At 58.8% G+C, this 23266-nt stretch carries 24 protein-coding genes and 1 tRNA gene; 16 read left to right on the top strand and 9 right to left on the bottom strand.

Annotation, left to right across the window (positions count from 1 at the left end):
- The first annotated feature begins 20 nt into the window (after positions 1-20).
- Positions 21-1637, top strand: a complete 1617-nt coding sequence (locus ACWKV4_RS10505; protein WP_483832015.1) for a methyl-accepting chemotaxis protein — start codon at positions 21-23, stop codon at positions 1635-1637.
- Between the two features lie 9 nt (positions 1638-1646).
- Here the strand turns inward: ACWKV4_RS10505 and ACWKV4_RS10500 are convergent, their stop codons facing one another.
- Positions 1647-1877, bottom strand: coding sequence for a metallothionein family protein (locus ACWKV4_RS10500; protein ID WP_483832014.1), 231 nt, complete (start codon positions 1875-1877; stop codon positions 1647-1649).
- 238 nt (positions 1878-2115) lie between these two features.
- Positions 2116-3030 carry a LysR family transcriptional regulator gene (locus ACWKV4_RS10495; RefSeq protein WP_483832013.1) on the bottom strand — a complete coding sequence of 305 codons (915 nt, stop codon included), beginning with the start codon at positions 3028-3030 and terminating at the stop codon, positions 2116-2118.
- A 98-nt stretch (positions 3031-3128) separates the two neighbouring features.
- Between ACWKV4_RS10495 and ACWKV4_RS10490 the strand changes: the two genes are divergently transcribed.
- Positions 3129-4304, top strand: a complete 1176-nt coding sequence (locus ACWKV4_RS10490; protein WP_483832012.1) for an acetylornithine/succinylornithine family transaminase — start codon at positions 3129-3131, stop codon at positions 4302-4304.
- 8 nt (positions 4305-4312) lie between these two features.
- On the opposite strand, the gene ACWKV4_RS10485 is transcribed toward ACWKV4_RS10490, so the two are convergent.
- Together ACWKV4_RS10485 and ACWKV4_RS10480 are read right to left on the bottom strand one after the other, a co-directional pair.
- Positions 4313-4837, bottom strand: a complete 525-nt coding sequence (locus tag ACWKV4_RS10485; RefSeq protein WP_483832011.1) for a DUF4174 domain-containing protein — start codon at positions 4835-4837, stop codon at positions 4313-4315.
- Between the two features lie 87 nt (positions 4838-4924).
- A complete protein-coding gene (locus ACWKV4_RS10480; protein WP_483832010.1) occupies positions 4925-6358 on the bottom strand; it encodes a M48 family metalloprotease in 1434 nt (477 codons plus the stop codon).
- 214 nt (positions 6359-6572) lie between these two features.
- On the opposite strand from ACWKV4_RS10480, the gene ACWKV4_RS10475 reads away from it, so the two are divergent.
- Both ACWKV4_RS10475 and ACWKV4_RS10470 read left to right on the top strand, forming a co-directional pair.
- The gene (locus tag ACWKV4_RS10475) at positions 6573-6812 is read left to right on the top strand and encodes a sulfurtransferase TusA family protein (RefSeq protein WP_483832009.1); all 240 of its coding nucleotides are present in this window, start codon (positions 6573-6575) and stop codon (positions 6810-6812) included.
- Positions 6813-6832: 20 nt separating this feature from the next.
- A complete protein-coding gene (locus ACWKV4_RS10470; protein ID WP_483832008.1) occupies positions 6833-7903 on the top strand; it encodes an AI-2E family transporter in 1071 nt (356 codons plus the stop codon).
- A 220-nt stretch (positions 7904-8123) separates the two neighbouring features.
- Here the strand turns inward: ACWKV4_RS10470 and ACWKV4_RS10465 are convergent, their stop codons facing one another.
- A complete protein-coding gene (locus ACWKV4_RS10465; RefSeq protein WP_483832007.1) occupies positions 8124-8588 on the bottom strand; it encodes a peroxiredoxin in 465 nt (154 codons plus the stop codon).
- 10 nt (positions 8589-8598) lie between these two features.
- The gene (locus ACWKV4_RS10460; protein ID WP_483832006.1) at positions 8599-9159 is read right to left on the bottom strand and encodes a glycine cleavage system transcriptional repressor; all 561 of its coding nucleotides are present in this window, start codon (positions 9157-9159) and stop codon (positions 8599-8601) included.
- Between the two features lie 246 nt (positions 9160-9405).
- On the opposite strand from ACWKV4_RS10460, the gene dapA reads away from it, so the two are divergent.
- The 8 genes from dapA (at position 9406) to ACWKV4_RS10420 (ending at position 15576) form a co-directional block, all read left to right on the top strand.
- Positions 9406-10284, top strand: a complete 879-nt coding sequence (gene dapA / locus ACWKV4_RS10455; protein WP_483832005.1) for a 4-hydroxy-tetrahydrodipicolinate synthase — start codon at positions 9406-9408, stop codon at positions 10282-10284.
- Positions 10285-10301: 17 nt separating this feature from the next.
- Positions 10302-11417 carry an NlpB/DapX family lipoprotein gene (locus ACWKV4_RS10450; protein WP_483832004.1) on the top strand — a complete coding sequence of 372 codons (1116 nt, stop codon included), beginning with the start codon at positions 10302-10304 and terminating at the stop codon, positions 11415-11417.
- A gap of 1 nt (position 11418) precedes the next feature.
- Positions 11419-12177: an MBL fold metallo-hydrolase gene (locus tag ACWKV4_RS10445; RefSeq protein WP_483832003.1), complete on the top strand. Its 759-nt coding sequence runs from the start codon at positions 11419-11421 to the stop codon at positions 12175-12177.
- Positions 12178-12241: 64 nt separating this feature from the next.
- Positions 12242-12952, top strand: a complete 711-nt coding sequence (gene purC, locus ACWKV4_RS10440) for a phosphoribosylaminoimidazolesuccinocarboxamide synthase (protein ID WP_483832002.1) — start codon at positions 12242-12244, stop codon at positions 12950-12952.
- Positions 12953-13044: 92 nt separating this feature from the next.
- Positions 13045-13134 (top strand) — tRNA-Ser (locus ACWKV4_RS10435).
- 651 nt (positions 13135-13785) lie between these two features.
- Entirely contained in the window at positions 13786-14040 is a 255-nt protein-coding gene (locus ACWKV4_RS10430; RefSeq protein WP_483832001.1) for a hypothetical protein, read from the top strand.
- A gap of 75 nt (positions 14041-14115) precedes the next feature.
- Positions 14116-15240: a reverse transcriptase family protein gene (locus ACWKV4_RS10425; RefSeq protein ID WP_483832000.1), complete on the top strand. Its 1125-nt coding sequence runs from the start codon at positions 14116-14118 to the stop codon at positions 15238-15240.
- A 144-nt stretch (positions 15241-15384) separates the two neighbouring features.
- Positions 15385-15576, top strand: coding sequence for a hypothetical protein (locus tag ACWKV4_RS10420; protein WP_483831999.1), 192 nt, complete (start codon positions 15385-15387; stop codon positions 15574-15576).
- Positions 15577-15727: 151 nt separating this feature from the next.
- On the opposite strand, the gene ACWKV4_RS10415 is transcribed toward ACWKV4_RS10420, so the two are convergent.
- A complete protein-coding gene (locus ACWKV4_RS10415; RefSeq protein ID WP_483831998.1) occupies positions 15728-16156 on the bottom strand; it encodes a (R)-mandelonitrile lyase in 429 nt (142 codons plus the stop codon).
- A gap of 132 nt (positions 16157-16288) precedes the next feature.
- On the opposite strand from ACWKV4_RS10415, the gene ACWKV4_RS10410 reads away from it, so the two are divergent.
- Positions 16289-17179: a LysR family transcriptional regulator gene (locus ACWKV4_RS10410; RefSeq protein ID WP_483831997.1), complete on the top strand. Its 891-nt coding sequence runs from the start codon at positions 16289-16291 to the stop codon at positions 17177-17179.
- A 298-nt stretch (positions 17180-17477) separates the two neighbouring features.
- Positions 17478-18386, top strand: a complete 909-nt coding sequence (locus tag ACWKV4_RS10405; RefSeq protein ID WP_483831996.1) for a LysR family transcriptional regulator — start codon at positions 17478-17480, stop codon at positions 18384-18386.
- A gap of 41 nt (positions 18387-18427) precedes the next feature.
- On the opposite strand, the gene ACWKV4_RS10400 is transcribed toward ACWKV4_RS10405, so the two are convergent.
- Positions 18428-19228 (bottom strand): carboxymuconolactone decarboxylase family protein, encoded by an 801-nt coding sequence (locus tag ACWKV4_RS10400; protein WP_483831995.1) that lies wholly within the window; start codon positions 19226-19228, stop codon positions 18428-18430.
- Positions 19225-19680, bottom strand: a complete 456-nt coding sequence (locus ACWKV4_RS10395) for a (R)-mandelonitrile lyase (RefSeq protein ID WP_483832121.1) — start codon at positions 19678-19680, stop codon at positions 19225-19227. Before ACWKV4_RS10395 ends, ACWKV4_RS10400 begins: the two co-directional genes overlap by 4 nt.
- 335 nt (positions 19681-20015) lie before the next feature.
- Here ACWKV4_RS10395 and ACWKV4_RS10390 point away from each other — a divergent pair, with 335 nt between their 5' ends.
- Positions 20016-20780 carry an SDR family NAD(P)-dependent oxidoreductase gene (locus ACWKV4_RS10390; RefSeq protein ID WP_483831994.1) on the top strand — a complete coding sequence of 255 codons (765 nt, stop codon included), beginning with the start codon at positions 20016-20018 and terminating at the stop codon, positions 20778-20780.
- A gap of 77 nt (positions 20781-20857) precedes the next feature.
- Positions 20858-23239: a membrane-bound PQQ-dependent dehydrogenase, glucose/quinate/shikimate family gene (locus ACWKV4_RS10385; RefSeq protein WP_483831993.1), complete on the top strand. Its 2382-nt coding sequence runs from the start codon at positions 20858-20860 to the stop codon at positions 23237-23239.
- Positions 23240-23266 lie beyond the last annotated feature (27 nt).

The following is a 23266-nucleotide window of genomic DNA, read 5'->3' as shown; positions in this document are numbered from 1 at the left end:
CCTGATCGGGAAATCTCTTTATGAAACTTGCTAGCCGTTTGATGCTGATCGTCCTGTGCGCGCTGTTAGGCCTCGCGGTGATTTCAGTTGTTGCCTTGACCACGCTGCGCACTACGATGCTGGAAGACAAGCGCTCGGAAATTCATTCGGTATTGAACCTGGCTGCTCAGCAAGTGGCTTACTTCAAGGGGCTGGAAACCAGCGGCAAACTTACGAAGGCCGAAGCCCAGGCCAGGGCTATCGAAGCCCTGAGTAGCCTGCGCGATGGTAATACTGCTTACGTGTGGGCCCGTACGGTCGATGCCTTGAGCCTGGTACACCCGAACCCTAATGTGCTTGGAAAAGTGGACACTGGCGCGGTTCTGCCTAATGGTAAAACCACCTGGCAAAACTACCTCGATCATTTACAAGACACCCACTTTGCCTATTTCGATGATTTGGTCAAGCGCCCGGGTTCGGACGCGGTAGTGCCCAAAATAAACGGGCTTACGAAAATCGATGGCTGGAACTGGTATGTGGGCTATGGCATTTACGTGGACGACATCAATGCCGCGTATTGGAGCTTGGCGTTCAAGTTTGGCGCTATTGATTTGCTGATTCTCGCGGGGGTGACCCTACTGGCTTACCACATGTCGCGCAGTATCTACCAAAGCCTGGGCGGTGAGCCCCGTTATGCCGCTGAGGTTGCCCGTGCCATCGCCGACGGCGACCTGAGTCGGCCGCTGGAGGGTCAATACCGGCCAGAAAGCCTGTTGGGCGCGGTTGCGCGCATGCAGGCCAGCTTGCGCAAGATGATCGTTGGCATTCAGCACGGCGCCGATCAGTTGGGCAACGCGACGGCGGGCTTGACTGAACAAATGCACCATATCGACAGTGCGTCGCAACATACCTCTGACGCCACCACCCTTACTGCCGCAGCCATTGAAGAGATGTCGGTCACGATTGACCATATTTCCAATAACGCGCAGGAAACCGAGCGTAACTCTGAGCGTTCCGTGCAACTTGCTGCCCGAGGCGAAAGCCTGGTCAACGAAATGACCGGTGCCATCCAGAAGGTGTCGATGCAAATCTCCGAGGCTTCGGTGTTGATTACCGGTTTGGTCAGGCGAACGGACGAGATCGATAGCATCACCAGTACCATCAAAAACATTGCCAGCCAAACCAATTTGCTCGCCTTGAACGCAGCCATCGAGGCCGCTCGGGCGGGCGAGCAGGGCAGGGGGTTCGCAGTGGTGGCCGATGAAGTCCGTAACCTGGCACAGCGCACCGCGCTGGCCACTGAAGACATCACGAAAATGATCGCCGCTATCCAAGCCGATACCGGGCGAGTGGTGGAGGGCATGACTGAGGTGACGCCTCAGGTTGCAAGCAGTGTTGCACTGGCTGACCAAGCCGCTTCTGCGTTGCGTGAGATCAATACCGAAGCCTCGGCTACCCTGTTGCAGGTCAAGGAAGTGGCGGGCTCAACCTCCGAGCAAAGCCAGGCCAGTGCCAGCGTTGCGCAGAACGTCGAGCGTATCGCCAATATGGTTGAAGACTGCGCAGCGTCCACCAAGGCGGCAAATGGCAACGTGCAGTCGTTGGAAAGCCTTACCCGCGAGTTGCGTGGTTCAGTGGCGCAGTTTCGTTTGCAGTAGAGCCTTGGGTCAATCTTGGGCCACACAGGCATCATGGCCGTGCGGGCGGTGGTCGAGCGTGCCATTGCTGTGTTCTTCTTGTTCGAGCACTACGTGCTCGCAATAGCAATCCGAACGTGGGCAGGGTTGTTTGTCTGGGTGGCGGCCAGCGCACGCCTGGCTACAAAAGAAGTGCCCGTCACGGCTGAATGACGGCAGGGCCAAGGCCTTGCATTGGGGGCAGGCGCAGGTGTCCGGCATGGTTTGCTCTCCTGATACCTTACGGGCAGGCGATGGGAGGTGGGCCTGCATGGTGTTGGAATCGTGCAGGGCGAGGAGAGTTCAGGGTATCTGAAGCCTGCTGTCTCGTAGCAGGCTAGCCTGACCACGCTGCTCGCCTGTGGGAGCGAGCGCAAGCTCGCGAAGAGACGGCGCACACCCTATGACGCCCTGTTCGCCAGCTCTACTGGCACCTACAGCGATGAAGGTGACGGGGTATCTACGGGCCGGACCGGCCCCAGTGGGCCAGGGCGAATTCTACGAAACTGCGGATTTTCGGCAGGCGGTAGCGGTCGCTGGCGTACAGCAGGTTCATCGGCCGCCGGGGCAGGCGGTAACTCTGCAACAGCGCCACAAGCCGACCTTCGGCCAGGTCTGTGGCGACCAAGGCGTCGGGCATCATCACCACGCCCAGGCCGGCGAGGGCGGCTTGGTGAAGGCCGGATGAGCTGTTGATGGTCAGGGGGCCGCTCACTTGCACCACCACTTCACCTTCGGGGCCTTGCAGGCGCCATTCCTTCTGCACCGATCGCCAATCGTCCCCGGCCGGGTAGGCGAACGCCAGGCAGCTGTGGTGCTCAAGGTCCATGGGCGCCGTTGGCACGCCTCGCTGGCTCAGATAACCGGGCGCCGCGCAGATGGTCAGCGTGTAGTCCTCCAACGGGCGCGCGATCACGCCATTGGAGGGGTCTGGGTTACCTAGGCGGATGGCCAGGTCCAGGCCGCTTTCAAGCAGGTCCAACCGTTGGTTGGTGAGCACCACATCCAGGGTTACTTTGGGGTAACGCTGGTTGTAAGCCGCCAGCGCAGGGGCCAGCCGCTCCACGCCAAAGGTTTGAGGGGCAGTAATGCGCAGCCTGCCGGCCGGTTCGGCCTGAGCTTGTTCGGCCAGGCGCTCGGCGGCGTCTACCAGCCCCAGTACCTCCACGCAGCGCTGGTAGTACAGTCCGCCAAATTCCGTGAGCCGCTGCCTACGGGTGGTGCGCTGCAACAGGCTTACCCCCAGCCGCTGCTCCAGCGCCCGCAAGTGATTGCCCACCATTGTGGTGGACAAGCCACAGGCTTGAGCGGCTGCGGTCAGGCTGCCGCTTTCCACTACCCGCACATAGACCGACATTGCCAACAGCACATCCATTATCAAGCCCAGGTTTTAAATGATTGAAGATTGCCGATGTTTATCCAGTTCAAGTGGCTAACCATACTGCACTCCTCAACCGGAAAGGAGCCCGTGCCATGACGATCACTCACCTGATGAACACCTACACACCTCTTCCTCTCAGCTTTGTGCGCGGTGAGGGCGCGATCCTTTGGGACAACAATGGCAAGCAGTACCTTGATGCCATGGGCGGGGTCGCGGTAACCAGTGTGGGCCATTGCCACCCCAGCGTAGTAGAGGCCATTCGTGATCAGGCGGGCAAGCTGCTGCACACCTCGAACCATTTTGCGATCGACTGGCAAAGGCGCCTGGCCGCCCGACTCACAGCCCTAAGCGGCCTGGATGCGGTGTTTTTCAATAATTCCGGCGCTGAAGCCAATGAAACCGCGTTGAAGCTGGCTCGGCTTGCGGGCTGGTACCGGGGTATCGAGCGCCCGCGCATTGTGGTGATGGAACAGGGGTTCCACGGGCGCACCCTAGCCACCCTGGCGGCCAGTGACTGTTCAGGCGCGCGCCTGGGGTTCGGGGCTTATACCGAAGATTTCATTCGGGTGCCCTTCGGCGATCTCGATGCCCTGGCCGCGGTGGCTCAACAGCAGGGTGGGCAGGTGGTGGCTGTACTGCTGGAGCCTGTGCAAGGCGAGGCGGGCGTGCGGGTAGCGCCCCCAGGTTACCTGCAAGGGGTGCGGGCCCTGTGTGACCGGCAAAACTGGTTGATGATGCTCGATGAAATACAGAGTGGCCTGGGGCGCACGGGGTATTGGTTCGCTTATGCAGAGGCGGGGATAGTTCCCGATGTGCTTACCTTGGCCAAGGGCCTGGCCAGCGGTATTCCCATTGGCGCTTGCCTGGCCAGGGGGCGTACCGCCGAACTGCTTACGCCCGGCAGCCATGGCAGTACCTTCGGCGGCAATCCCTTTGCCTGCCGCGTAGGCTGTACAGTACTGGATATCATCGAAGATCAAGGCCTGCTGGCCAATGCCCGGCGGCAAGGGGATTGGCTACTGCACACCTTGAGCGCGGGCCTGGCCGGGCATCCCGCTGTTCGCGAGGTACGAGGCAAGGGCCTGATGATCGGCATCGAACTGACCCAAAACGTTAGTGGCCTGACGCAACGCGCCGCTGACCATGGCCTGCTGTTGAACGTAACACGGGGCAACGTGGTGCGCTTGCTGCCCTCGCTCACCTTGACCTGCGAGGAGGCGGCGAGGGTGGCCGACCAATTGATAACAACCCTTGATGCCCTTCGCTAACCCTAGGGTCAGTCATCCAGCCCGGCTGGGGCCTTGGACGGGGCTGCCTTGCCCGGCTTACCCTTGGCGTTAGGGGTTTCGGCGGCGGGCTGAGCCGGCGCGGCCGCCGCGGCGGCTTCTTTTTCGGCCATGGGCATCTGGTCGATGGTGGCGAAAATCTCTTCGAGCTTGATAGGCCCGGCGCTCTCCAGCTTACGCTCGCCGTCCTTGCCCACCAGTATTACCTTGGCCTGGGTACCAGCGTTCAGGCCCAGTTCGCGGATCAATGCCATGGTGGCCTGGGTATCCAGCGGCTTGCCGTCCCGCTCCCCCGACAGGCCCTGCAAGCGGTACACCACCACATCGCGCTGCTTGAGGCCTGGGTCCTGCATGGCTTTGTCTTCGTCCACCAGCGCGTGGTCCCCACTGCCTTTGGCATAGACCAGCAACGGCCTGGCCTTACCGCGGTCCTGAGCCAGCGGCGAGTCGCTGTCGGCTGCGTACAGCGGGCTGGCGGCGAACAGGGCGGTGAGCGCGAGGGTGCGGATTAGCATTAGGTACCTCCTTTGAACATGATCAACTAATGATCGCTCACGTGGGCAAAAGTACCACCCCATCGTGGAAAAAAGCCGAAACGGCCCTCAGCGCATCATTTCTTTTACTTTTCGTTCCTGGTCGGACAGCTCTTGCTGACGGGCGTTGATCCGCGACGCCAGCGGGAAGTTGTCGCCAGCGCGACGCTTGGCGAAGTCTAGCTGTTGAATGGCCTGGGTGAAGTCGCCTACCAGGGCGAAGTATTCCGCACGGGCCTGATGCAGGCCAATGATGTTGCCATTCTGCCCACGGGTTTCGGCCACCATGTACCACACGTCCGGGTCCTCTGGCCGGGACTTGAGCAAGGCATCCAGGCCTTTTTCGGCTTCGGCGGTGCGGCCTTGTTTGAGCAGCAGGTCGATCCGTGCCTGGTTCAAGGGGTAGTTGGCGGGGTACAGGGTCATCAGCCGGTCGACCCGCTGCTGGGCATCGGCCAGGCGATTGTTGGTGATGTCCAGATCTACCTGGGCCAGGTTGTAAGTCAGGTCATTGGGCGCCTTGGCCAGCAGCGGCTTGAGGTTCTCCCTGGCTTCGTTGAGCTGCCCGGCTTTGATCTGGGCAATGGACAGGCCATAGCGGGCCTCGTCGTGGCCGGGGTTCTCGTCCAGCTGGGCGCGGAAGCGTTTGGCGGCCACGCCTGGGGTTTCTTCGTACATCAGTTGCACCCGGGCACGCATCAGTTGGTACAGGGTACTGTCTTGCTTGCCGCCTTTCGGGGCCTGTTCGGCACGGTTGCGAGTATCGGCGATACGGGATTCGGTCACCGGGTGAGTGAGCAAGAACTCCGGCGGCTTGCCATCGAACTGATACTGCCGGGCCAGGCGCTCGAACATGTTGGGCATGTTGCGCGGGTCGTAACCGGCCTTTTGCAGGTTGAGCAGGCCAATACGGTCTGCCTCGGCTTCGTTTTGACGAGAAAACCCGCGCTGGCCCTGAATGGCCGCCGCCTGGCTGCCGAAGATCGTGGCCATGCCTGCGTCCCCCGCGCCCGCGGCGGCCATCACCACACCGGCCAGGAGCGCGGCCATCATGGGCAATTGCATGCGCTGTTGTTCTTCCAGGCCTCGGGCGAAGTGCCGTTGGGACAGGTGAGCCAGTTCGTGGGCCAGCACACCGGCATATTCGCCTTCGGTTTGCGCGCCCAGGAACAGCCCCCCGTTCACCCCCACAATGCCACCGGGGGCGGCGAAGGCGTTGAGTTCCTTGCTGTCGATGATGATGAATTCCAGACGCCGGTCTTGCACCTGGCTGCTTTCGGCCAGCCGGTACACGCTGGTTTCAACGAAGTCCTTGAGCTGTGCGTCCGACAGCTGTTTGACCTCAGAGCGCAACATGCTCAACCAGGCGCGGCCCAAATCGTGTTCCTGTTCGGGGGAAACGATGGCTGAGCTGGCATCGCCCAGAGAAGGCAGGTCATCGCCATGGGCGGGAACGGCAAGCAGGCAGGCCAGGGCCAACAGCGTAGGGCGCAGAAGGGTCATGCACGAAACTCTGGGCGGCAAAAGGGTACTGTAGCCATGGCAGGGGGTGAGCCACAAGGGCGCGGCGCAGGGCGAGGGCCAAAAGTGTTGCCTGAAGCCTGGCGGGTAGTTCTGTACCCTTGGTGGTAGCCGGTGCTCACCAGCCCTGCGTGACGTTGCCCGTCAATGACGGCTGGCACATCCATTTTTTATGCAACAGGTTGTGAGGGATTCAATGCTCGAAGAAATAAAGTGTGACGCCGAGGTGGATGCCAGCGGTCTGAATTGTCCACTCCCCTTGCTCAAGGCCAAGTTGGCGCTCAATACCCTGACCGCCGGCAGTGTGTTGAAGGTAGTGGCCACGGATGCGGGCTCGCAGCGGGACTTTCGCACCTTCGCCAAACTCTCGGGTAACGAATTGCTGAACGAGACGGCGCGGGCGGGGACCTACACTTACTGGTTACGCAAACACTGACCTTCGGCCAAGGACTTTGCATGTACAAGCTGTTCAGGGATTGGACCCAGCGCTATTTCTCCGACGAGGAGGCCGTGGTACTGGTATTGCTACTGGTACTGGCCTTCACCGTGGTGCTAACGGTAGGCGGCATGCTTGCGCCCGTGCTAGCGGCCATGGTGTTGTCGTTCCTGATGCACGGGCTGGTAGCCCGGTTGGAACGCTGGAAGATGCCCCCGGCCATGGCGGTAGGGCTGGTGTTCACCTTGTTCATGGGCGTGCTGGCCGTGATCGCCCTGGTGCTGGTGCCTTTGTTGTGGCATCAACTGATCGCCCTGTTCAACGAAGCCCCCGGCATGCTCGGCAAATGGCAATCTCTATTGCTATTGCTGCCTGAGCGCTACCCGCATTTGGTCACCGACGAGCAGGTGCTGGCGGCCATGGAGGCGGCCCGTGGAGAAATTGGCAAGTTCGGCCAGTGGGCGCTTACGCTGTCACTATCGAGCCTGCCGTTTCTGGTCAACCTGATGATTTACTGCGTACTGGTGCCGATCCTGGTGTTTTTTTTCCTGAAGGACCGGGAGCTGATTGGCCATTGGATCAAAGGCTACCTGCCCAGGGAGCGGGTGCTGCTTACGCGAGTAGCCAACGAGATGAACCGGCAGATTGCCAATTACATCCGCGGCAAGGTGATCGAAATCGTTATTTGCGGGGTAGCGACCTATATCGCGTTCGTGGCCCTGGGGCTTAACTATTCCGCATTGCTCGCGCTGCTGGTGGGTATTTCCGTGGTGGTGCCCTATGTGGGCGCGGTGGTGGTCACGGTGCCGGTGGCGATGATCGCGCTTTTCCAATGGGGCTGGGGCGACCAGTTCATCTACCTGATGGTGGTATACGGCATCATCCAGGCCTTGGATGGCAACGTGCTGGTGCCGTTGTTGTTCTCCGAAGCAGTTAACCTGCACCCGGTAGCGATCATCTGCGCGGTGCTGCTGTTTGGCGGGCTGTGGGGCTTTTGGGGGATCTTCTTTGCCATCCCCTTGGCCACGCTAGTGAAGGCGGTGCTCGAAGCCTGGCCGCGCAATCAGGGTGGCGTGGCGCCCTTGCTCTAGAGGGCCTGTAGGAGCCGTCCCGCCACCAAGGCGCCGCGCCGTCGCGCAGCAAACAGGGTGCATGACGCCTGACAACACCCCTCTCGGTGCAGTTTTCGCGAGCTTCGCTCGCTCCTACACCCTGAACTGCGCCTCAAAGGTTGAGCAGGTGCGCAGGTCATCGTGTAGGCGCCAGCGAAGCTGGCGAATGGGGCCGGCAAGGCTCGTAACTGGGCGCAGGTTATAACCCCCGCGCAGCCTCGAGCACCTCAGCCACATGCCCAGGCACTTTCACCCCACGCCACTCTCGGCGCAACACACCTTGCTCGTCGATCAAAAAAGTACTGCGGTCTACGCCGAGGTATTCCTTGCCATAGAGCTTTTTAAGCTTGATCACATCGAACAGTAGACAGAGGGTTTCGTTCGGGTCGCTGATCAGTTCGAAGGTAAACCCCTGCTTGGCCTTGAAGTTCTCGTGGGACTTGAGCCCATCCCGGGAAACACCCAGTACCTGGGTATTGGCCGCTTCGAACTGCTCGTGCAGGTCGCGGAAGCCCTGGCCCTGGGTAGTGCAGCCGGGGGTGCTGTCCTTGGGGTAGAAATACAGCACCAGCTTGCGGCCCCGCAGGGCCGACAGGCTGATCGCCTGACCGGCCGTCGCCTGGGCAGTGAAATCCGGCACGGGTTGGTCGATGGCAACGGCCATGGGAGGCTCCTTATACCGGGTTCTGCGGGCGCCAGGGTTCGATCAGCGCATCCAGGTTCAGGGCGTCGGCGAAGTCCAGGAACTGATCGCGCAGCCAACTGATTTGCACGCCGGCCGGCAGCGTGACGGTGAAAGTGGCATTGAGCATCATGCCGCCGGTCTGAGGGGCCTGGTAGGTGTCGCAGGTCAGGTTCTCCAGCTCCACATTGTTGTCGATGAAGAACTGGCACAGCTCGTTGATGATGTCCGAGCGGTAGACCGAGCTCACATAAGCGACATACGGCAGCGCTTGCGGGCGGTTTTCCAGGGTAGAACTGCGGACCACGTCGACCTGCAGGTCATGGCGCTTGGCCAAGCCAGGCAATACGCCTTCGAAACGGGCCAGGGCGTCCCAGTTGCCGGCTACCTGCAACACCAGCGCGCTGTACTCGCCGTGGCGGGTAAGGCGTGAGGTGACCACCGAGCAGCGACTGTCGTGGCTGGCACGGCAGAGGACATTGGTCAGCTCCATGGGGTTGCGGCCCATGGCGCTGAGGACGAGAAATTGTTCGCGAACGGGTGGGGTGGACATGCAGCCTTCCTAAAGCGATGAGCGGTCGACACAGGCCCGCGGCGGGCGTGGCGTTCGCGGCGGGCGCGCCCTGAGGCACCCCTGGCCAGCGAGCGATTGCACCGGTGGCGCTCGCCCATGTCGATCAAAGGGTCAAGGGTAGCGAAAAGCGCCGCCTGTGGGAATGCTCGAAACCATGGCGTCGCTTGTGCAAGGTCGGTGGCGCCAGTACCATTACCGCTCTCTTTTTCCGGCAGGAGCGGTTGCATGTACGCGGGCAGCATGGTGGCTTTGGCCACCCCGATGGATGCCAAGGGTGATCTCGACTGGGACGCCCTGAGCAAGCTGGTGGATTTCCACCTTCAAAACGGCACCGATGCCATCGTTGCCGTGGGCACCACCGGTGAATCGGCTACCCTCGACGTCAACGAGCACATCGAGGTCATCCGCCGGGTCGTTGGGCAGGTCGACAAACGCATTCCGGTCATCGCCGGTACCGGGGCCAATTCCACCCGTGAAGCGGTAGAACTCACCACCAACGCCAAGAACGCTGGCGCCGATGCCTGCCTGCTGGTTACCCCTTACTACAACAAGCCGACCCAGGAAGGCCTGTACCAGCACTTCAAGCACATCGCCGAGGCGGTCAGCATTCCGCAGATCCTCTACAACGTGCCTGGGCGTACCGCCTGCGACATGCAGCCCGAAACCGTGGCGCGCTTGTCGAAGGTAGGCAACATCATCGGTATCAAGGAAGCTACCGGCGACCTCCGGCGGGCCAAGGATATCCTTGAGCGCGTAAGCGGGGACTTCATGCTGCTCTCTGGCGACGATCCCACTGCCGTGGAGCTGATTCTGCTGGGCGGCAAGGGCAATATTTCGGTCACCGCCAACGTGGCGCCCCGGCAAATGGCCGATGTGTGCGCCGCCGCCCTCAAGGGTGACGCTGCCACCGCCCGTGCCCTGAACGATCAACTGATGCCGCTGCACAAGAATCTCTTCCTCGAGGCCAACCCGATCCCGGTGAAGTTCGCGCTACAAGAAATGGGCCTGATGGCTCAAGGCATCCGCCTGCCGCTCACCTGGTTGAGTGAACCCTGTCAAGAGCCGCTGCGGCAGGCCCTGCGCCAGTCCGGCGTTCTGGTTTGAGTGAGGAAGTACAACGCATGAAGCGCTTGGCTGGTCTTTCTGCCCTTGCTGTGATTATTTCGAGTACCAGTGGCTGTGGTTGGCTCTGGGGTGAGCACGGCTATTTCCGTGACCGTGGCAACGACTACCTGGAGGCCCGGCAAACCGCGCCGATGAACCTGCCCGAGGACGTGGCTACCAGCAAGCGCCTCGACCCACTGCTGCCTATCCCGCGCAACGTGGCCGACGACACCGCGCTGAGCGACTATGAAGTGCCGCGCCCGCAGCCGTTGACCGTGGCCGCCGACAGCGGTACGGATTTCACCCTGCAAAAAAGCGCCGCCAGCCGCTGGATTCTGGCCCAGCGCCCTCCCGCCGAGGCCTGGCCACTGGCCCGCCAGTTCTTCGAGGACAACGGCTTCCGTATCGACCATGAAAGCCTGCAAACCGGCGAGTTCACCACCGCTTGGCAGCCGTTCGACAGCTTGTCCAGCGACCTGGGCCAGCGCCTGCGTGGCGGCTCGGACGCCAACGGTGACATCCGCCTGCAAGTGCGGGTAGAGCCCGGCGTGCAGCGCAATACCAGCGAAATCTACATCGTCAGTGCCCAGCGCCCCGCTGGCAGCACCGAGAACGTAGGCTTCCCAGGCCGTACCACTAGCGGGGTGGACGCCACCCTGGTGGATGAAATGCTCTCCAGCCTGACCCGTGGCGCCGAGAAAGGCGGCACGGTGTCCCTGCTAGCCGCCCGGGACTTCGACGCCCCAGGTCAGGTGGCCATGACCGAAGACGGCAGCGGCAACCCCATCCTCTCCGTGGGCGCCGACCTGGATCGTGCCTGGTCCAGCGTAGGCCGTGCCTTGGAGCAGGGCGGCCAGTGGCGGGTCGAAGACATCAACCGCAGCCTGGGCCTGTACTACATCAACCTGGCTGAAAAAGGCCGCGCTGAAGACAACAAGCCTGGGTTCTTCGGCCGCCTGTTCGGCCATGAGCCCACCAAGGAAGAACTCGAAGCCCGCGCCGAGCGTTATCAGGTACGCCTGAGCAAGGTTGGCGACGCCGTGCAGGTTACCGTTGAGAAGAACATCAACACCGTGGCTCCCGCTGATGTGGCGCGGCGGGTGTTGAGTGTGATTCAGGACAACCTGGGCTAACGTGCGCTTCGCCCTCTTGGGAAGCGGCAGCCAAGGGAATGGCACGCTCGTTTCCAGCGGTAGCACGCTGGTACTGGTGGACTGTGGCTTCTCGCTGCGCGAAACCGAACGGCGCATGGCCTTGCTGGGCGTTCACCCTGCCCAGCTCAAGGCCGTGTTGATCACCCATGAGCACGCCGACCATGTGCATGGCATAGAGCTGATGGCCCGGCGCTACAACGTGCCGGTGTACATGAGCGAAGGCACGCGTAGCGGCCTGCGCAAGCCCGTGGTAGCAGCGCGGGTGGTGAAGTGTGGGGACACCTTCGACATCGGCGCGCTACAAGTGCGGGTGGTGCAAGTCGCTCATGATGCCCGGGAGCCCACGCATTTCGTGTTCAGCGACGGCAAGCGCAGCTTCGGCCAGCTCACGGACTTAGGCTCCTGGTGCCCGCGCATCATGAACCACTACAGTGGCCTGGATGCACTGGTGATCGAGTCCAACCACTGCCGTGACCTGCTGGCGTATGGGCCATACCCCTACTACCTCAAGCAACGAGTAGGCGGGGATCACGGCCATTTGAACAACCATCAGGCCGCCGGCCTGGTGGCGGAGCTAGGGTGGCAAGGCCTGCAGCATTTGGTGCTGGCCCACCTCAGCCAAAAGAACAACTTGCCCGAGCGTGCCCGGCAGTGCTTCGTCGATACCCTGGGGTGCGACCCGGCCTGGCTGCAACTGGCGGACCAAGCCTCCGGCTTGGATTGGCGCGAGATTGCCTAGGCTTTGTACGACATACCCCTTACATACACAGCCCTAGCGTATTTATTTTTTAGCGGAGCCCCTCATGGAAAAGCGCGAAGAACTCTACCGTGGCAAGGCCAAGTCGGTGTACACAACCGATGACGCCGACCGCCTGGTCCTGCTGTTTCGCAATGACACCTCGGCGTTCGACGGCAAGCGGATCGAGCAGCTCGATCGCAAAGGCATGGTGAACAACAAGTTCAACGCCTTCATCATGCAAAAGCTCGAAGAAGCCGGTGCGCCCACCCAGTTCGACCGCCTGCTGGGCGACAACGAATGCCTGGTGAAGAAGCTGGACATGATCCCGGTCGAGTGCGTGGTGCGTAACTACGCCGCTGGCAGCCTGGTCAAGCGCCTGGGCGTGGAGGAGGGCATCAAGCTGGAACCCTACACCTTCGAGTTGTTCCTCAAGAATGACGCCATGGGTGACCCCTTTATCAACGAATCCCACGTCGTGGCCTTCGGGTGGGGCACCGCCGAGCAACTGGCGCAGATGAAAACGCTGTCGCTGAAGGTCAATGACGTATTGACCAAGCTGTTCGACGACGCCGGCTTGCTGCTGGTGGACTTCAAGCTGGAATTTGGCGTATTTCATGGCCAGATCGTGCTGGGCGACGAGTTTAGCCCCGATGGCTGCCGCCTGTGGGACAAAGCCACCCGCAAGAAAATGGACAAGGACCGCTTCCGCCAGGGCCTGGGCGACGTGATCGAAGCCTACGAAGAAGTCGCCCAACGCTTGGGCGTACCGCTCTAAGCGAAGCGCGCACGCAAACGCCTGATAGCACGCGGTTTTTTTCACCCAAGGGCTTCGCCTGAGGCCAAACTGCTGCTATCATGCGCGCCATTGGAGAGATGCCGGAGTGGCCGAACGGGACGGATTCGAAATCCGTTGTACTGGCAACAGTACCTAGGGTTCAAATCCCTATCTCTCCGCCATACATCGAGAAGCCCCGCAGATTAAGGTCTGCGGGGCTTTTTCGTTTTTGGATTGTACGTAGACATCAACTGCCTATTGAGAGGTGGTTGTATGCTGAGATGTTGAAGTCCCAGGCTTGCAACGCCACCTCAAGGTGAGGGGTGGCATACTTATTCACGCTTAGGCGAAACGTTCACCATACTCTCGGCTGATTGGTGGCATAAGGACATCTTTTTATTTGCATATCCGTTCGGTACCGGTTATAAATGGGTTGTTGGGTGTACCGCCCAAGTGCTCTTTAAACATGGTCATATTCTCTGGGCTTGCAGTTGGTGGTCGGGTAACCGACTAGCTTTGATGTTCGTCAAGGCTTAACTCCCCACAACGACCCGTTCCTCACGTCGTATCTATGCGCGGACGTGAAGTCCCGCTGTCCTAAGGTTTCGCATATCGTTCGCTCTGAGCACTGCGGACTTAAGGGCTAGCTGGGTGCTTCACTATTCGTTGATGGTGCAACATGAGGTGACGTGGAGCAGTACGTGGCGGCGGCTTATCGATCTTGATAAATCAATATCGACAAGCAGAACTGTGGTTTGTAGTGGTGTCTTGGTAGTTCCATTCGGCCCGGAATGCTTTGGCGGCGGTAATTCCCACCACCAGGAGCTAAAACCATGTTGCGTTTAAAGAAAGCGGCTCGTCGTATGACTGAGCTGAAACAGCACAATAACCAAGACACTCGCGTTACAGTCAGCAATCAGGACTCAAAGACTGAAGGAGGGAAGGGCAAGAGTACCAAACGCTTCCGCGAAATAATCGAGGCTTTTGTTATTCGCCAAGCCCTTATGGATGTCTGGGAGAACAGGGTAGAGTACTGGGAGCTTGCCTGCGATAAAGCGGTCAAACTCTTTGAGGTGTTAACCTCATGACGCAGCAAACCACATCATTCGAATTCTAAAGGGGCTGATATTTGCTATCGGCCTTTCGTCGTTCAGGGATGAAAGATGGAAGCTCCTGTTTATCCGTATAAGCCAATCCACAGCATCAGAGCGTTGTCGTTGGCGCTTGGTGAAAGTAAGCAGTTGCTCGAAAGGCTTGCAATTCGTGCGGACCGCATGTATCGCTACGTGCCCCAAGAAAAGAAGGTCAAGCCTGGCCAGCCTCGGGAAACGCGTGATACTTACGACGCCCATGAGCCGCTTAAGCGGGTTCAGCGAAAAATCGTTGATAAAGTGCTGTCGAAAGCGAAATTTCCAGCGTATCTGCATGGGGGAATAAAAGACAAAAATTCTCCAAGAAGTATACACAGTAATGCTGCTGTACATGCTGGTGCAAGATTCGTCATTCTCCAAGACATTAAGAATTTCTACCCTTCTATCTCAAAGAGCCATGTGGACGCCATGTTCCAAGGGCTATTCGGATTTGGAGCAAATGTAGGGGCATTATTGTCGTCGCTGTGTACTCGAGATGGAAGTACGCCTCAAGGGGCCAGCACCAGCGGCTACATCGCAAACTTAGTATTTTGGGATGTAGAGCCGAAGATAGTGAAAGATCTTTTGGAGGCAGGATTTAATTACTCTCGGTTTGCCGACGACATTACCATCTCCTGTGCTCGTGAGCCTACGTCGGACAAGCTTTCAAGTATTATTTCAACTATTACTGGGATGCTAGCTACCAAAGGGTGTCATCAGAAGCGGAGCAAGCTTCACATGCGCGTACGTGGACAGGGTCTTCAGGCAGAAGGCCATACCTTCCAGCCGGTCACAGTCACAGGATTGAGCGTCTTCAACAGCTCTCCTAGACTCACCAAATTGGAGAGGAAGCGAATACGATCTGCGGTTAGGGAGCTTGAGCTTTGTAGCAAGGAGATGCCTAATTGGGCTGAACTTGAGCCGATGTATCACCGCGCAATGGGCCGTGTGGGAAGGTTGTTGGCCTGCGGTCGTCCAGATGGTGACCTATTAAAGGTACGGCTCAATGTGGTTATGCGGTCTTATCAGAAGCCTCTACTGGAGCGTTATCAGCAAGGGTTTGCAGATTGCTCCACGGATATCGCTGATGCTGTCCGCAGCGCTCTATCACAGCCTATTGATTCATCTGAGGCGGTCGGCCCCTTGCTCTGGGAGTAATATCGGGACGGTTATGCTAACTACCAGAAGTGAATCGCTCCCAGTTTACTAGACACTTCCAAGCCTCATAATAAGGCCCAAAATGGGAGGTACCATGAATCGTCAGCGTTCCCCGAAGAATTCAAGATCGAAGCGGTCAAGCAAGTGACCGAGAAAGGCAAACCTGTCACCGATGTTGGTCGCTCCGCAGGCTTCATGCCGCTGTGGAACGCTCTGAAGTACATCGTCCGGTTGGCCTCGGTCGATGAGAAGGCTGCGCTGTTCCACGGCACGGCCGCGAAGGTTTATCGATTGCACGTGCCGATGGCGCAGCCTGGAAAGGCTCCAAGCACCTAGGCCCAAGGGCGAGGCTCCAGGGAGCAGCTGCACACGCGGTATGCCCCTAGCACTGTTCCAACCCGGCCTCAATCCCTCAACCAGTCTGAGAGGCATGATCCGCAAAACATGCCAGACATGCCAGACATGCCATCTTACTCTGATCCGATTTTCACTCGGTAACGAGCGGGCCGCTCAAGTATTGGTCGTCAGTCACCGGCTCCATCCAATCAGTGTTCTTGCCATCGAGTGTTTCAGTGACAGCGAAATGTGACATCGCGGTCGTCTCGGCAGCACCATGCCAGTGCCGCTTGCCACATGCGCAGGACACGACGTCACCGGCACGTATTTCAGTTCGTGGGCCCCCTTCGCACTGGGTCCAGCCTACACCGGTCAGCACGACCAGCGTTTGACCCAGAGGGTGGGCGTGCCAGTGAGTCCGCGCGGATGGCTCGAACGTCACGATCGCGCCAGTAGCTCGCCCAGGCGCTGCTGCTTGAAACATGTAATCGATACGTACGGAGCCGGTGAACCAGTTTTCAGGTCCTTGGATAGATGGCTTGCTACCGCTACGGATGATCGTTTGATCTGAACTACTCATGGAAAACACTCTAATTCATTAGGGCCTGACCCAGCTGCGGGCCATTTGAACGCCGTAGGAAACAACGTTAGAGCTTCCATGATCTAAGTACTAGGCGGCAGAATGTGCATACACTCATGCGCTGGTGGATAAATGACCGCTCCCGATCTCAATCACCTTGTTGCGCTTCTTACGGTAGCGCGCGAGCGAAGCTTTACAAAAGCAGCCGCTCAGCTGGGGGTTTCGCAGTCCTCGCTGAGCAGAACCGTGAACGCGTTAGAGACAAACCTTGGAATGTTACTGCTCACGCGTACGACAAGGAGCGTGTCTACCACCGAGGCTGGGCAGCGGCTGCTGGATTCGGTCGCACCCAAGCTGGAGGAGATAGAAGCGGAATTATTGGCTGTAGCCGAGCTACGGGAGAAGCCAGTAGGAACCGTGCGTATCTCCGCTACTGATTACGCAGCCAACCAGTATGTATGGCCAAAACTCCAAGGCCTTCTCAGTGAGCATCCTGAGCTTCATATCGAGCTCATCAATAACTACGGCTTGTTGAACATCGTGGCAGAGCGCTTCGATATCGGCGTTCGTTTGGGGGATCAGGTAGAGAAAGACATGATTGCAGTGCGCATCGCGCCAGATGAGACCTTGGCGGTTGTTGGCTCACCTGCATATCTCCATAGAAGACCTGCTCCAAAAAAGCCCTCAGACCTCACCCAGCACAACTGTATCAATCTGAGATTGCCCACCAAGGACGTGCTTATGCCTTGGGAGCTGACCAAGGGTAATGAGCACATTGATGTTAAGGTCAGCGGCCAGCTGGTGTTCAACAACTCTTATCAAATGCTGGATGCGGCTTTGAAAGGGTTTGGTCTGGCGTACCTCCCGAAATTGCTGGCTGAATCAGAAGTGCAAGCAGGTCGGTTGAGCTGGGTTCTTGAGGACTGGTATCCGACCTTTACAGGACACCACGCCTACTACGCGACCCGGCGCCAGTCTTCGCTCGCCGTCAGGCTGGTCATTGCAGCCCTACGCGCCAATTAGCGCCAATGTGAGCCGCGGATCCGGTTTGAATTACGGGTGCCTACAGCCCAATCCTTTCAATACAGTCCACTCCAACGATGTCTGAAGTTGTTGCATTCCGTACTGATCGCCGATCGCTTTCAAGCCAGCTTGCTTTGAGTTATGCAGTCGGTAAACGGATGTCCTTCAATCTGACGAAGATTAATGAAATGGCTGCAAATAAGAAGTGAATAATACTCATCAATTCGCTGGCCTGCGATTAGTAAACTGCGCTTTGCAACCCGGCTTCAATGGCAGATCAGCAGGTGTAGAAATTCTCATGAGTGTCAGTCGCGCAAACCTTGCAGATTTCGTTTATTTCCTGGCCATTGCCCGGCATCAAAGTTTCAACCGGGCAGGCAAGGAAGTTGGCATCAGTGCTTCAGCGCTAAGCCACGCCATCAAAGGGCTGGAAGCGCGGATTGGGGTTCGACTACTGAACCGTACTACCCGAAGCGTCACACTGACCGCTGCAGGGGAGAAGCTGCATCAGGTGATCTGCAACCCGATGAGGGAAATTGATGAAGCGATGGAGATCCTGAACAAGTTCAGAGATGAACCCACAGGCCATATCCGTCTCAACCTTCTCAGCGATGCAGCCGACCTTCTGCTGGGGCCCGTGCTGCCAATCTTCAACGAGCGATATCCGGAGATACAGGTGGATCTCACGGTGACAAATCTCATCGTCGATGTCATCGGCGGAGGCCATGATGCGGGTATTCGTTATGGCGGGACAGTTCCGCAGGACATGATCGCCCAGCGCCTGTCGCCTGACATTCGCTGGGTAGTTGCCGGCACTCCGGAATACCTGAAGCGGTTCGGTACGCCGCAACATCCCAATGATCTACACGACCATCGTTGCCTGCGTATTCGCTTGGGTACCGGCGCTATCTACGAATGGGAATTTGAGAAAGGCCTTGAACGACTTTCGGTTGCGGTGCCGGGCCCGATCACAATCGATGAGACTCGTGTGGGGTTGTCCCTTGTGCGCAATGGTGCAGGATTGATGTATGCACCTGAGCCTACCATACGTTCCCTCATAGAGCGCGGTGAGGTTGTCACCGTCCTCGATGACTGGGCTAGCGTGGCACCGGGTTTTCACATGTACTTTGCCAGTCACCGGCAACTGCCGACAGGCCTTCGCTTGCTGATCGATCTCATCCGAGAAATTCATCCGATGGGCGAGTAACGCTCGTTCATCTTCATCGAAGGCCAGCCATGTGAACACTGTTACCGGTTCCCTCCAGCCTTCTGTCGACTGATGAATACTTCACTCACCACCGGCACCGCTGTAAACACGTTGGGCCAGCCGGTGTAGAACGCCAGTTGTGTCAGTATTTCTGAGGCTTGGTCCTGGGTTAGGCCGTTGTCCATGGCTCGATTAAGGTGCGCCGCAAGTTGCGCAACCTGTCCGGTGGCGATGAGCGCGCTGACCGTGATCATGCTGCGGTCACGGGGTGCCAAGTCCGGGCGAAGCCACAAGTCATGGAACAGTGAGGCGCTGGTGTAATGGACGAGGCCTGGCGAAACAGGGCCGACGTTCTTGTCAACGAACGCAGTACGAACCTTCTCGGAAACTTGATCGATCGGGAGTAGTGAGGGTGAGGTAGGCGGTAATTGATTGGCGGTGATACCGCGCTTGGCAAAGACATCCTTGGTGATCAGGATGCTTGCAGTGGCGTTACCCCAACCTGTGTAGAACGCCAAGTGGTTAATGGCTTCTGAAATCTCCGAAGGCTTGACGCCATTGTCCAGCGCCAGATTCAGATGATGGACGAGCTCCACCGTTTGCTGCTTGGAAATCAGTACTGCCAACGTAACGAGACTGCGGTCGCGTGGGGACAGGCCCGGACGTTTCCACACCTCACCCACCAGAGTGAACTCGGTATTGTGAGCCAACGCCGGAGATACCGCTCGGATGTCGTCCAGCGTTGGCACAACAGGAACAGTTGCAGTGGTAATTCGGTCCGGAGTCGAGCAGGCCGCTATCAAGAGGGTCAGGCAAGCGAGACCAGCTTTGCGCAGGCTCATCGCAATGCTCCATATTGCGCTTCGGTCACCGGCTCCATCCATTCGACATTTTTCCCGTCTACAGCTTCCTGTACGGCGATGTGAGTCATGCCGGTTGTAGCCGTAGCGCCATGCCAATGCTTGACGCCAGGCGGCGTCCAGATGACGTCACCCGGCTTGATCGCAATCTTTTCGCCGCCTACTTGCTGCACCCAACCGGTACCTGAAGTAACTATCAGAGTCTGGCCGTTTGGATGAGTGTGCCAGGCTGATCTGGCACCTGGCTGAAAAGTAACGGCACCCGCTGAAACTGTTGAGGGCGCGCGGGCTGCGAAGAGCGGATCGATGCGCGCGTTCCCGATAAAGTTGGCAGGTGCTCCCATGATCGAAGCCTGCTCGCCATTTCTGGCAATCTCCATGGCCTGATCTTTCGGTATTTCCGCGCTATGTGCAGAGAGGGCGGTGCACATCATAACGGCCAGTGAAGAGGCCTTGATCAGTACTCTCATAGCGAGTTCCTGCTCCATAGTCAGTCGAAGCGACACGCTAAATGAGTATGTTTACCGGGACTACCGGCAAAAGCCACAATGATCCGATGAGCACGGCTCATTAATCTTCTTTCCCCAATGTTTCCCTACGGGCCGTGTTGATCCTGTATCCAGAGCAATTGATGAGCGTTGCTCAGCAGAACATCCCGCTTTTTGCCGGTATTCAGAGCCTTCCCTTATGTTTAGCTTGACCGGACATAAACCTCCTGCAGGTATCACTTGCAGGGCGGCCCTCATTCTCGAAACTGAGGAATCGTTCGATGAGCTTTTCGTTTGAGAACAAAGTTGCGCTGGTCACCGGCGCAGCTTCCGGGATTGGCTTGGCGACTGCCAAGGCATTCGCCCGAGCCGGCGCGGCGGTCGCCCTTGTAGACATCAATGGCGACGCCGCACATAGCCATGCCGAGGCGCTTGTTGCCACAGGTCACCAGGCCATCGCCATTCGCTGCAACGTTGCCAATAACGATGAAGTCGAGCCCATGGTGAAAGAAACGGTCGCCCACTTCGGCCGCCTGGGCATCGCCTTCAACAATGCGGGTATTCAAAACATCCTGGCTGAGACAGCAGACGCGACTGTCGAGGATTATGACCGGGTGATGTCCGTCAACCTTCGGGGTGTCTGGGCGTACATGAAATTCGAACTGGAGTACATGCGCGGGCAGGGCAGTGGAGCCATCGTGAATTGTTCCTCACTGGGCGGCCTGGTCGGCGGTGCCGAGCGAGCGACCTACCATGCTGCCAAACACGGCGTCATCGGCCTGACCAAAAGCGCAGCGTTGGAATATGCCTCGCGCGGCATTCGCGTCAATGCGGTTTGCCCAGGGCTGATCTGGACGCCAATGGTCGATCAGATGGTTGCCTTGGGCCAGGGGGAGGCCATGGAGGGCATGACTAAAGCTGTGCCCATGGGCCGCCATGGCCGACCTGAAGAAATTGCAGACGCGGTCCGCTGGTTGAGCAGCACCTCTTCCAGCTACGTCACTGGCCAGTCCATCTCTGTCGATGGTGGTTTCATCATGCGGTGACACCTTCTGCCCGCATCCCCGCACGCACCCAGTCAGTCGCGAACTGCCGCCCCTGTAAAGCATCAAGGAAGTAACCCATGCCGGAAACGAATCAATCCAGGACAACCCATGCGCTGCTGATTGCACTAGGTGTCATTACGCTGTTGCCTGGGCTGTTCATGCTCACCGCGGGCGGTTACCTCATTACTCTGGGCGGCTCCTGGTACTTTGCCTTGGCAGGCTTGGGCATGACGGTTGCGGGGCTGCTTCTCATCCGTCGCCGCTTACCCGGTGCACTGCTCTATCTGGCTGTGTTCGTTGCGTCTGTAGCATGGGCGTTATGGGAAGTTGGTTTCGCCTTCTGGCCATTGTTTTCCCGACTATTCGCACTGGCAACGCTGGCTCTGCTGGTTTTGCTCGCAATACCAAAACTGCCTTCCGGCATCAAACCTTCAGCTGTCAGTTTCTCCTACATCGGAGCTTTGGTCGTTGCGGTGGCGCTGGCAGGTACGTTTTACACAGCACTGCAACCGCAGCCGATTCAGACAGCCGAGGGCGTACCCAGTCCAGTGCCAGGAAAGGCAGTTGGCACCCTGGAGCCTGCTACCGATTGGCGTCATTTCGGACGTACCCCGTCAGGCACCCGGCATGCCGCGCTCGACAAGATCACCCCGCAGAACGTTTCTGACCTGGAGATCGCCTGGACGTATCGGACGGGAGAAATACCCAAAGCCAGCAATGAGGGGCATGTAGTGACACCGCTCCATGTCAACGGCGTGCTGTATGGCTGCACCCAGTCCAGCCAGTTGTTCGCTCTGGATGACGACAGTGGGAAAGAGATCTGGCGTCATAATCCGCAGGTGCAAACCAACAATGTTTATCCACGCTGCCGTGGCGTGGGGTATCACGACGCAACAGCGCAGACGACGGCTGCAAGTACCAATGCACCGGCAACCGCGTGCGCACGTCGCATAATCGCAACCACCGTCGATGCTCGCCTGATCGCCGTAGACGCCCAAACAGGCGAAACGTGCACTGACTTTGGAGATCACGGCAGCGTAAGCCTGCGCACCGGTATTGGGAGTCCTGATCAGGAGCTCTATTTCCCGACAGCAGCGCCTACCGTCGTACGGGACCTGGTCGTTGTCGGTGGACTGGTGTGGGACAACCAGAAAACCGGAGAGCCGTCCGGTGTCGTACGCGCGTTCAACGTCAGCACAGGTGCGCTGGTATGGGCCTGGGATCTCGGCAACCCAGCGATAACCCGCGAGCCCCCTGAGGGCCAGAGTTATACGCCGGGAACGCCTAACGTGTGGTCGACACCCGCTTTTGACGACGCTCTGGGCCTGATCTATCTGCCCACGGGCAATGCGACGCCTGATTTCTGGGGCGGTCAGAGAACTGCGGCCGACGACCGTTATTCCTCGTCCATTGTCGCGCTGGACCTCGCTACAGGGCGGGAGCGCTGGCACTTCCAGACGGTGCATCACGACCGTTGGGACTACGATGTGCCTTCTCAGCCCGCTTTATACGATGTGCCGGACGGAAACGGCGGGTTCTTGCCCGCGTTGATCCAGACGACCAAGCGTGGACAGATCTTCATGCTCGATCGTCGAACCGGCACCCCTATAGCCGACGTGGACGAGCGCCCAGTGCCACAAGGCGGCGTCACTGATGATCGCAGTTCACCCACCCAGCCGTATTCTGTAGGAATGCCGGCGATCGGAACCGAGCCGCTTAGCGAAAAACGCATGTGGGGGCTGACACCTATCGATCAGTTGATCTGTCGCATCGATTTTCGCAAGGCCCGCTATGAGGGCGAATTCACACCTCCCAGCGAACGCCTGACGCTCCAGTATCCGAGCTGGCTGGGCGGAATGAATTGGGGATCGGTTTCCATTGCCGAAAACCTGGGCTATCTGATCGTGAACGATACACGAGTGGCCACCTGGAGCCGCATGATCCCCCGCAAGACCTACGATGAAACGGGCGTAGCAGGTGGCGGGCATGAGGGGAACGCTCCACAGGCGGGTACCCCCTGGGGTATTGCGATGGGGCGCTTCATGTCACCACTGGGCGTTCCTTGTCAGGAGCCGCCCTACGGAACGATCAGCGCGATCGACCTGGCAACGCGCAAGGTTGCCTGGTCAATGCCGCTTGGGACAACCGAAGATACCGGGCCGCTGGGGATAGCCACCCGCTTGCCGATGCCTGTTGGTATGCCTACTCGTGGTGGACCGCTGACCACTTCGACCGGAGTGGTGTTTATCGCAGCTTCGCAAGACTTCTATATTCGGGCGTTTGACGTACGCACCGGCAAGGAGCTGTGGAAAGGTCGGCTGCCAGTAGGCGCGGAAGCCAATCCGATGACGTACATCTCCCAAAAGAACGGCAGACAGTTTGTAGTCATCAGCGCAGGTGGCACCTCTGCTTCCAAGGAAAAGGGGGATTACGTGATCGCGTTCTCTGTTCCACGGTAAAAACACTTCAAGTCCTACCGGCGCTAC

This window comes from Pseudomonas artemisiae (assembly GCF_057128685.1).
Note: the sequence above shows the minus strand (reverse complement) of the source record. Positions and strands in the feature narration are given on the sequence as shown.

Coding starts and splice junctions, on each gene's coding strand:
- ACWKV4_RS10505 (WP_483832015.1), top strand. CDS start 21: ATGAAACTTGCTAGCCGTTTGATGCTGATCGTCCTGTGCGCGCTGTTA.
- ACWKV4_RS10500 (WP_483832014.1), bottom strand. CDS start 1,877: ATGCCGGACACCTGCGCCTGCCCCCAATGCAAGGCCTTGGCCCTGCCG.
- ACWKV4_RS10495 (WP_483832013.1), bottom strand. CDS start 3,030: ATGGATGTGCTGTTGGCAATGTCGGTCTATGTGCGGGTAGTGGAAAGC.
- ACWKV4_RS10490 (WP_483832012.1), top strand. CDS start 3,129: ATGACGATCACTCACCTGATGAACACCTACACACCTCTTCCTCTCAGC.
- ACWKV4_RS10485 (WP_483832011.1), bottom strand. CDS start 4,837: ATGCTAATCCGCACCCTCGCGCTCACCGCCCTGTTCGCCGCCAGCCCG.
- ACWKV4_RS10480 (WP_483832010.1), bottom strand. CDS start 6,358: ATGACCCTTCTGCGCCCTACGCTGTTGGCCCTGGCCTGCCTGCTTGCC.
- ACWKV4_RS10475 (WP_483832009.1), top strand. CDS start 6,573: ATGCTCGAAGAAATAAAGTGTGACGCCGAGGTGGATGCCAGCGGTCTG.
- ACWKV4_RS10470 (WP_483832008.1), top strand. CDS start 6,833: ATGTACAAGCTGTTCAGGGATTGGACCCAGCGCTATTTCTCCGACGAG.
- ACWKV4_RS10465 (WP_483832007.1), bottom strand. CDS start 8,588: ATGGCCGTTGCCATCGACCAACCCGTGCCGGATTTCACTGCCCAGGCG.
- ACWKV4_RS10460 (WP_483832006.1), bottom strand. CDS start 9,159: ATGTCCACCCCACCCGTTCGCGAACAATTTCTCGTCCTCAGCGCCATG.
- dapA (WP_483832005.1), top strand. CDS start 9,406: ATGTACGCGGGCAGCATGGTGGCTTTGGCCACCCCGATGGATGCCAAG.
- ACWKV4_RS10450 (WP_483832004.1), top strand. CDS start 10,302: ATGAAGCGCTTGGCTGGTCTTTCTGCCCTTGCTGTGATTATTTCGAGT.
- purC (WP_483832002.1), top strand. CDS start 12,242: ATGGAAAAGCGCGAAGAACTCTACCGTGGCAAGGCCAAGTCGGTGTAC.
- ACWKV4_RS10430 (WP_483832001.1), top strand. CDS start 13,786: ATGTTGCGTTTAAAGAAAGCGGCTCGTCGTATGACTGAGCTGAAACAG.
- ACWKV4_RS10425 (WP_483832000.1), top strand. CDS start 14,116: ATGGAAGCTCCTGTTTATCCGTATAAGCCAATCCACAGCATCAGAGCG.
- ACWKV4_RS10415 (WP_483831998.1), bottom strand. CDS start 16,156: ATGAGTAGTTCAGATCAAACGATCATCCGTAGCGGTAGCAAGCCATCT.
- ACWKV4_RS10410 (WP_483831997.1), top strand. CDS start 16,289: ATGACCGCTCCCGATCTCAATCACCTTGTTGCGCTTCTTACGGTAGCG.
- ACWKV4_RS10405 (WP_483831996.1), top strand. CDS start 17,478: ATGAGTGTCAGTCGCGCAAACCTTGCAGATTTCGTTTATTTCCTGGCC.
- ACWKV4_RS10400 (WP_483831995.1), bottom strand. CDS start 19,228: ATGAGCCTGCGCAAAGCTGGTCTCGCTTGCCTGACCCTCTTGATAGCG.
- ACWKV4_RS10395 (WP_483832121.1), bottom strand. CDS start 19,680: ATGATGTGCACCGCCCTCTCTGCACATAGCGCGGAAATACCGAAAGAT.
- ACWKV4_RS10390 (WP_483831994.1), top strand. CDS start 20,016: ATGAGCTTTTCGTTTGAGAACAAAGTTGCGCTGGTCACCGGCGCAGCT.
- ACWKV4_RS10385 (WP_483831993.1), top strand. CDS start 20,858: ATGCCGGAAACGAATCAATCCAGGACAACCCATGCGCTGCTGATTGCA.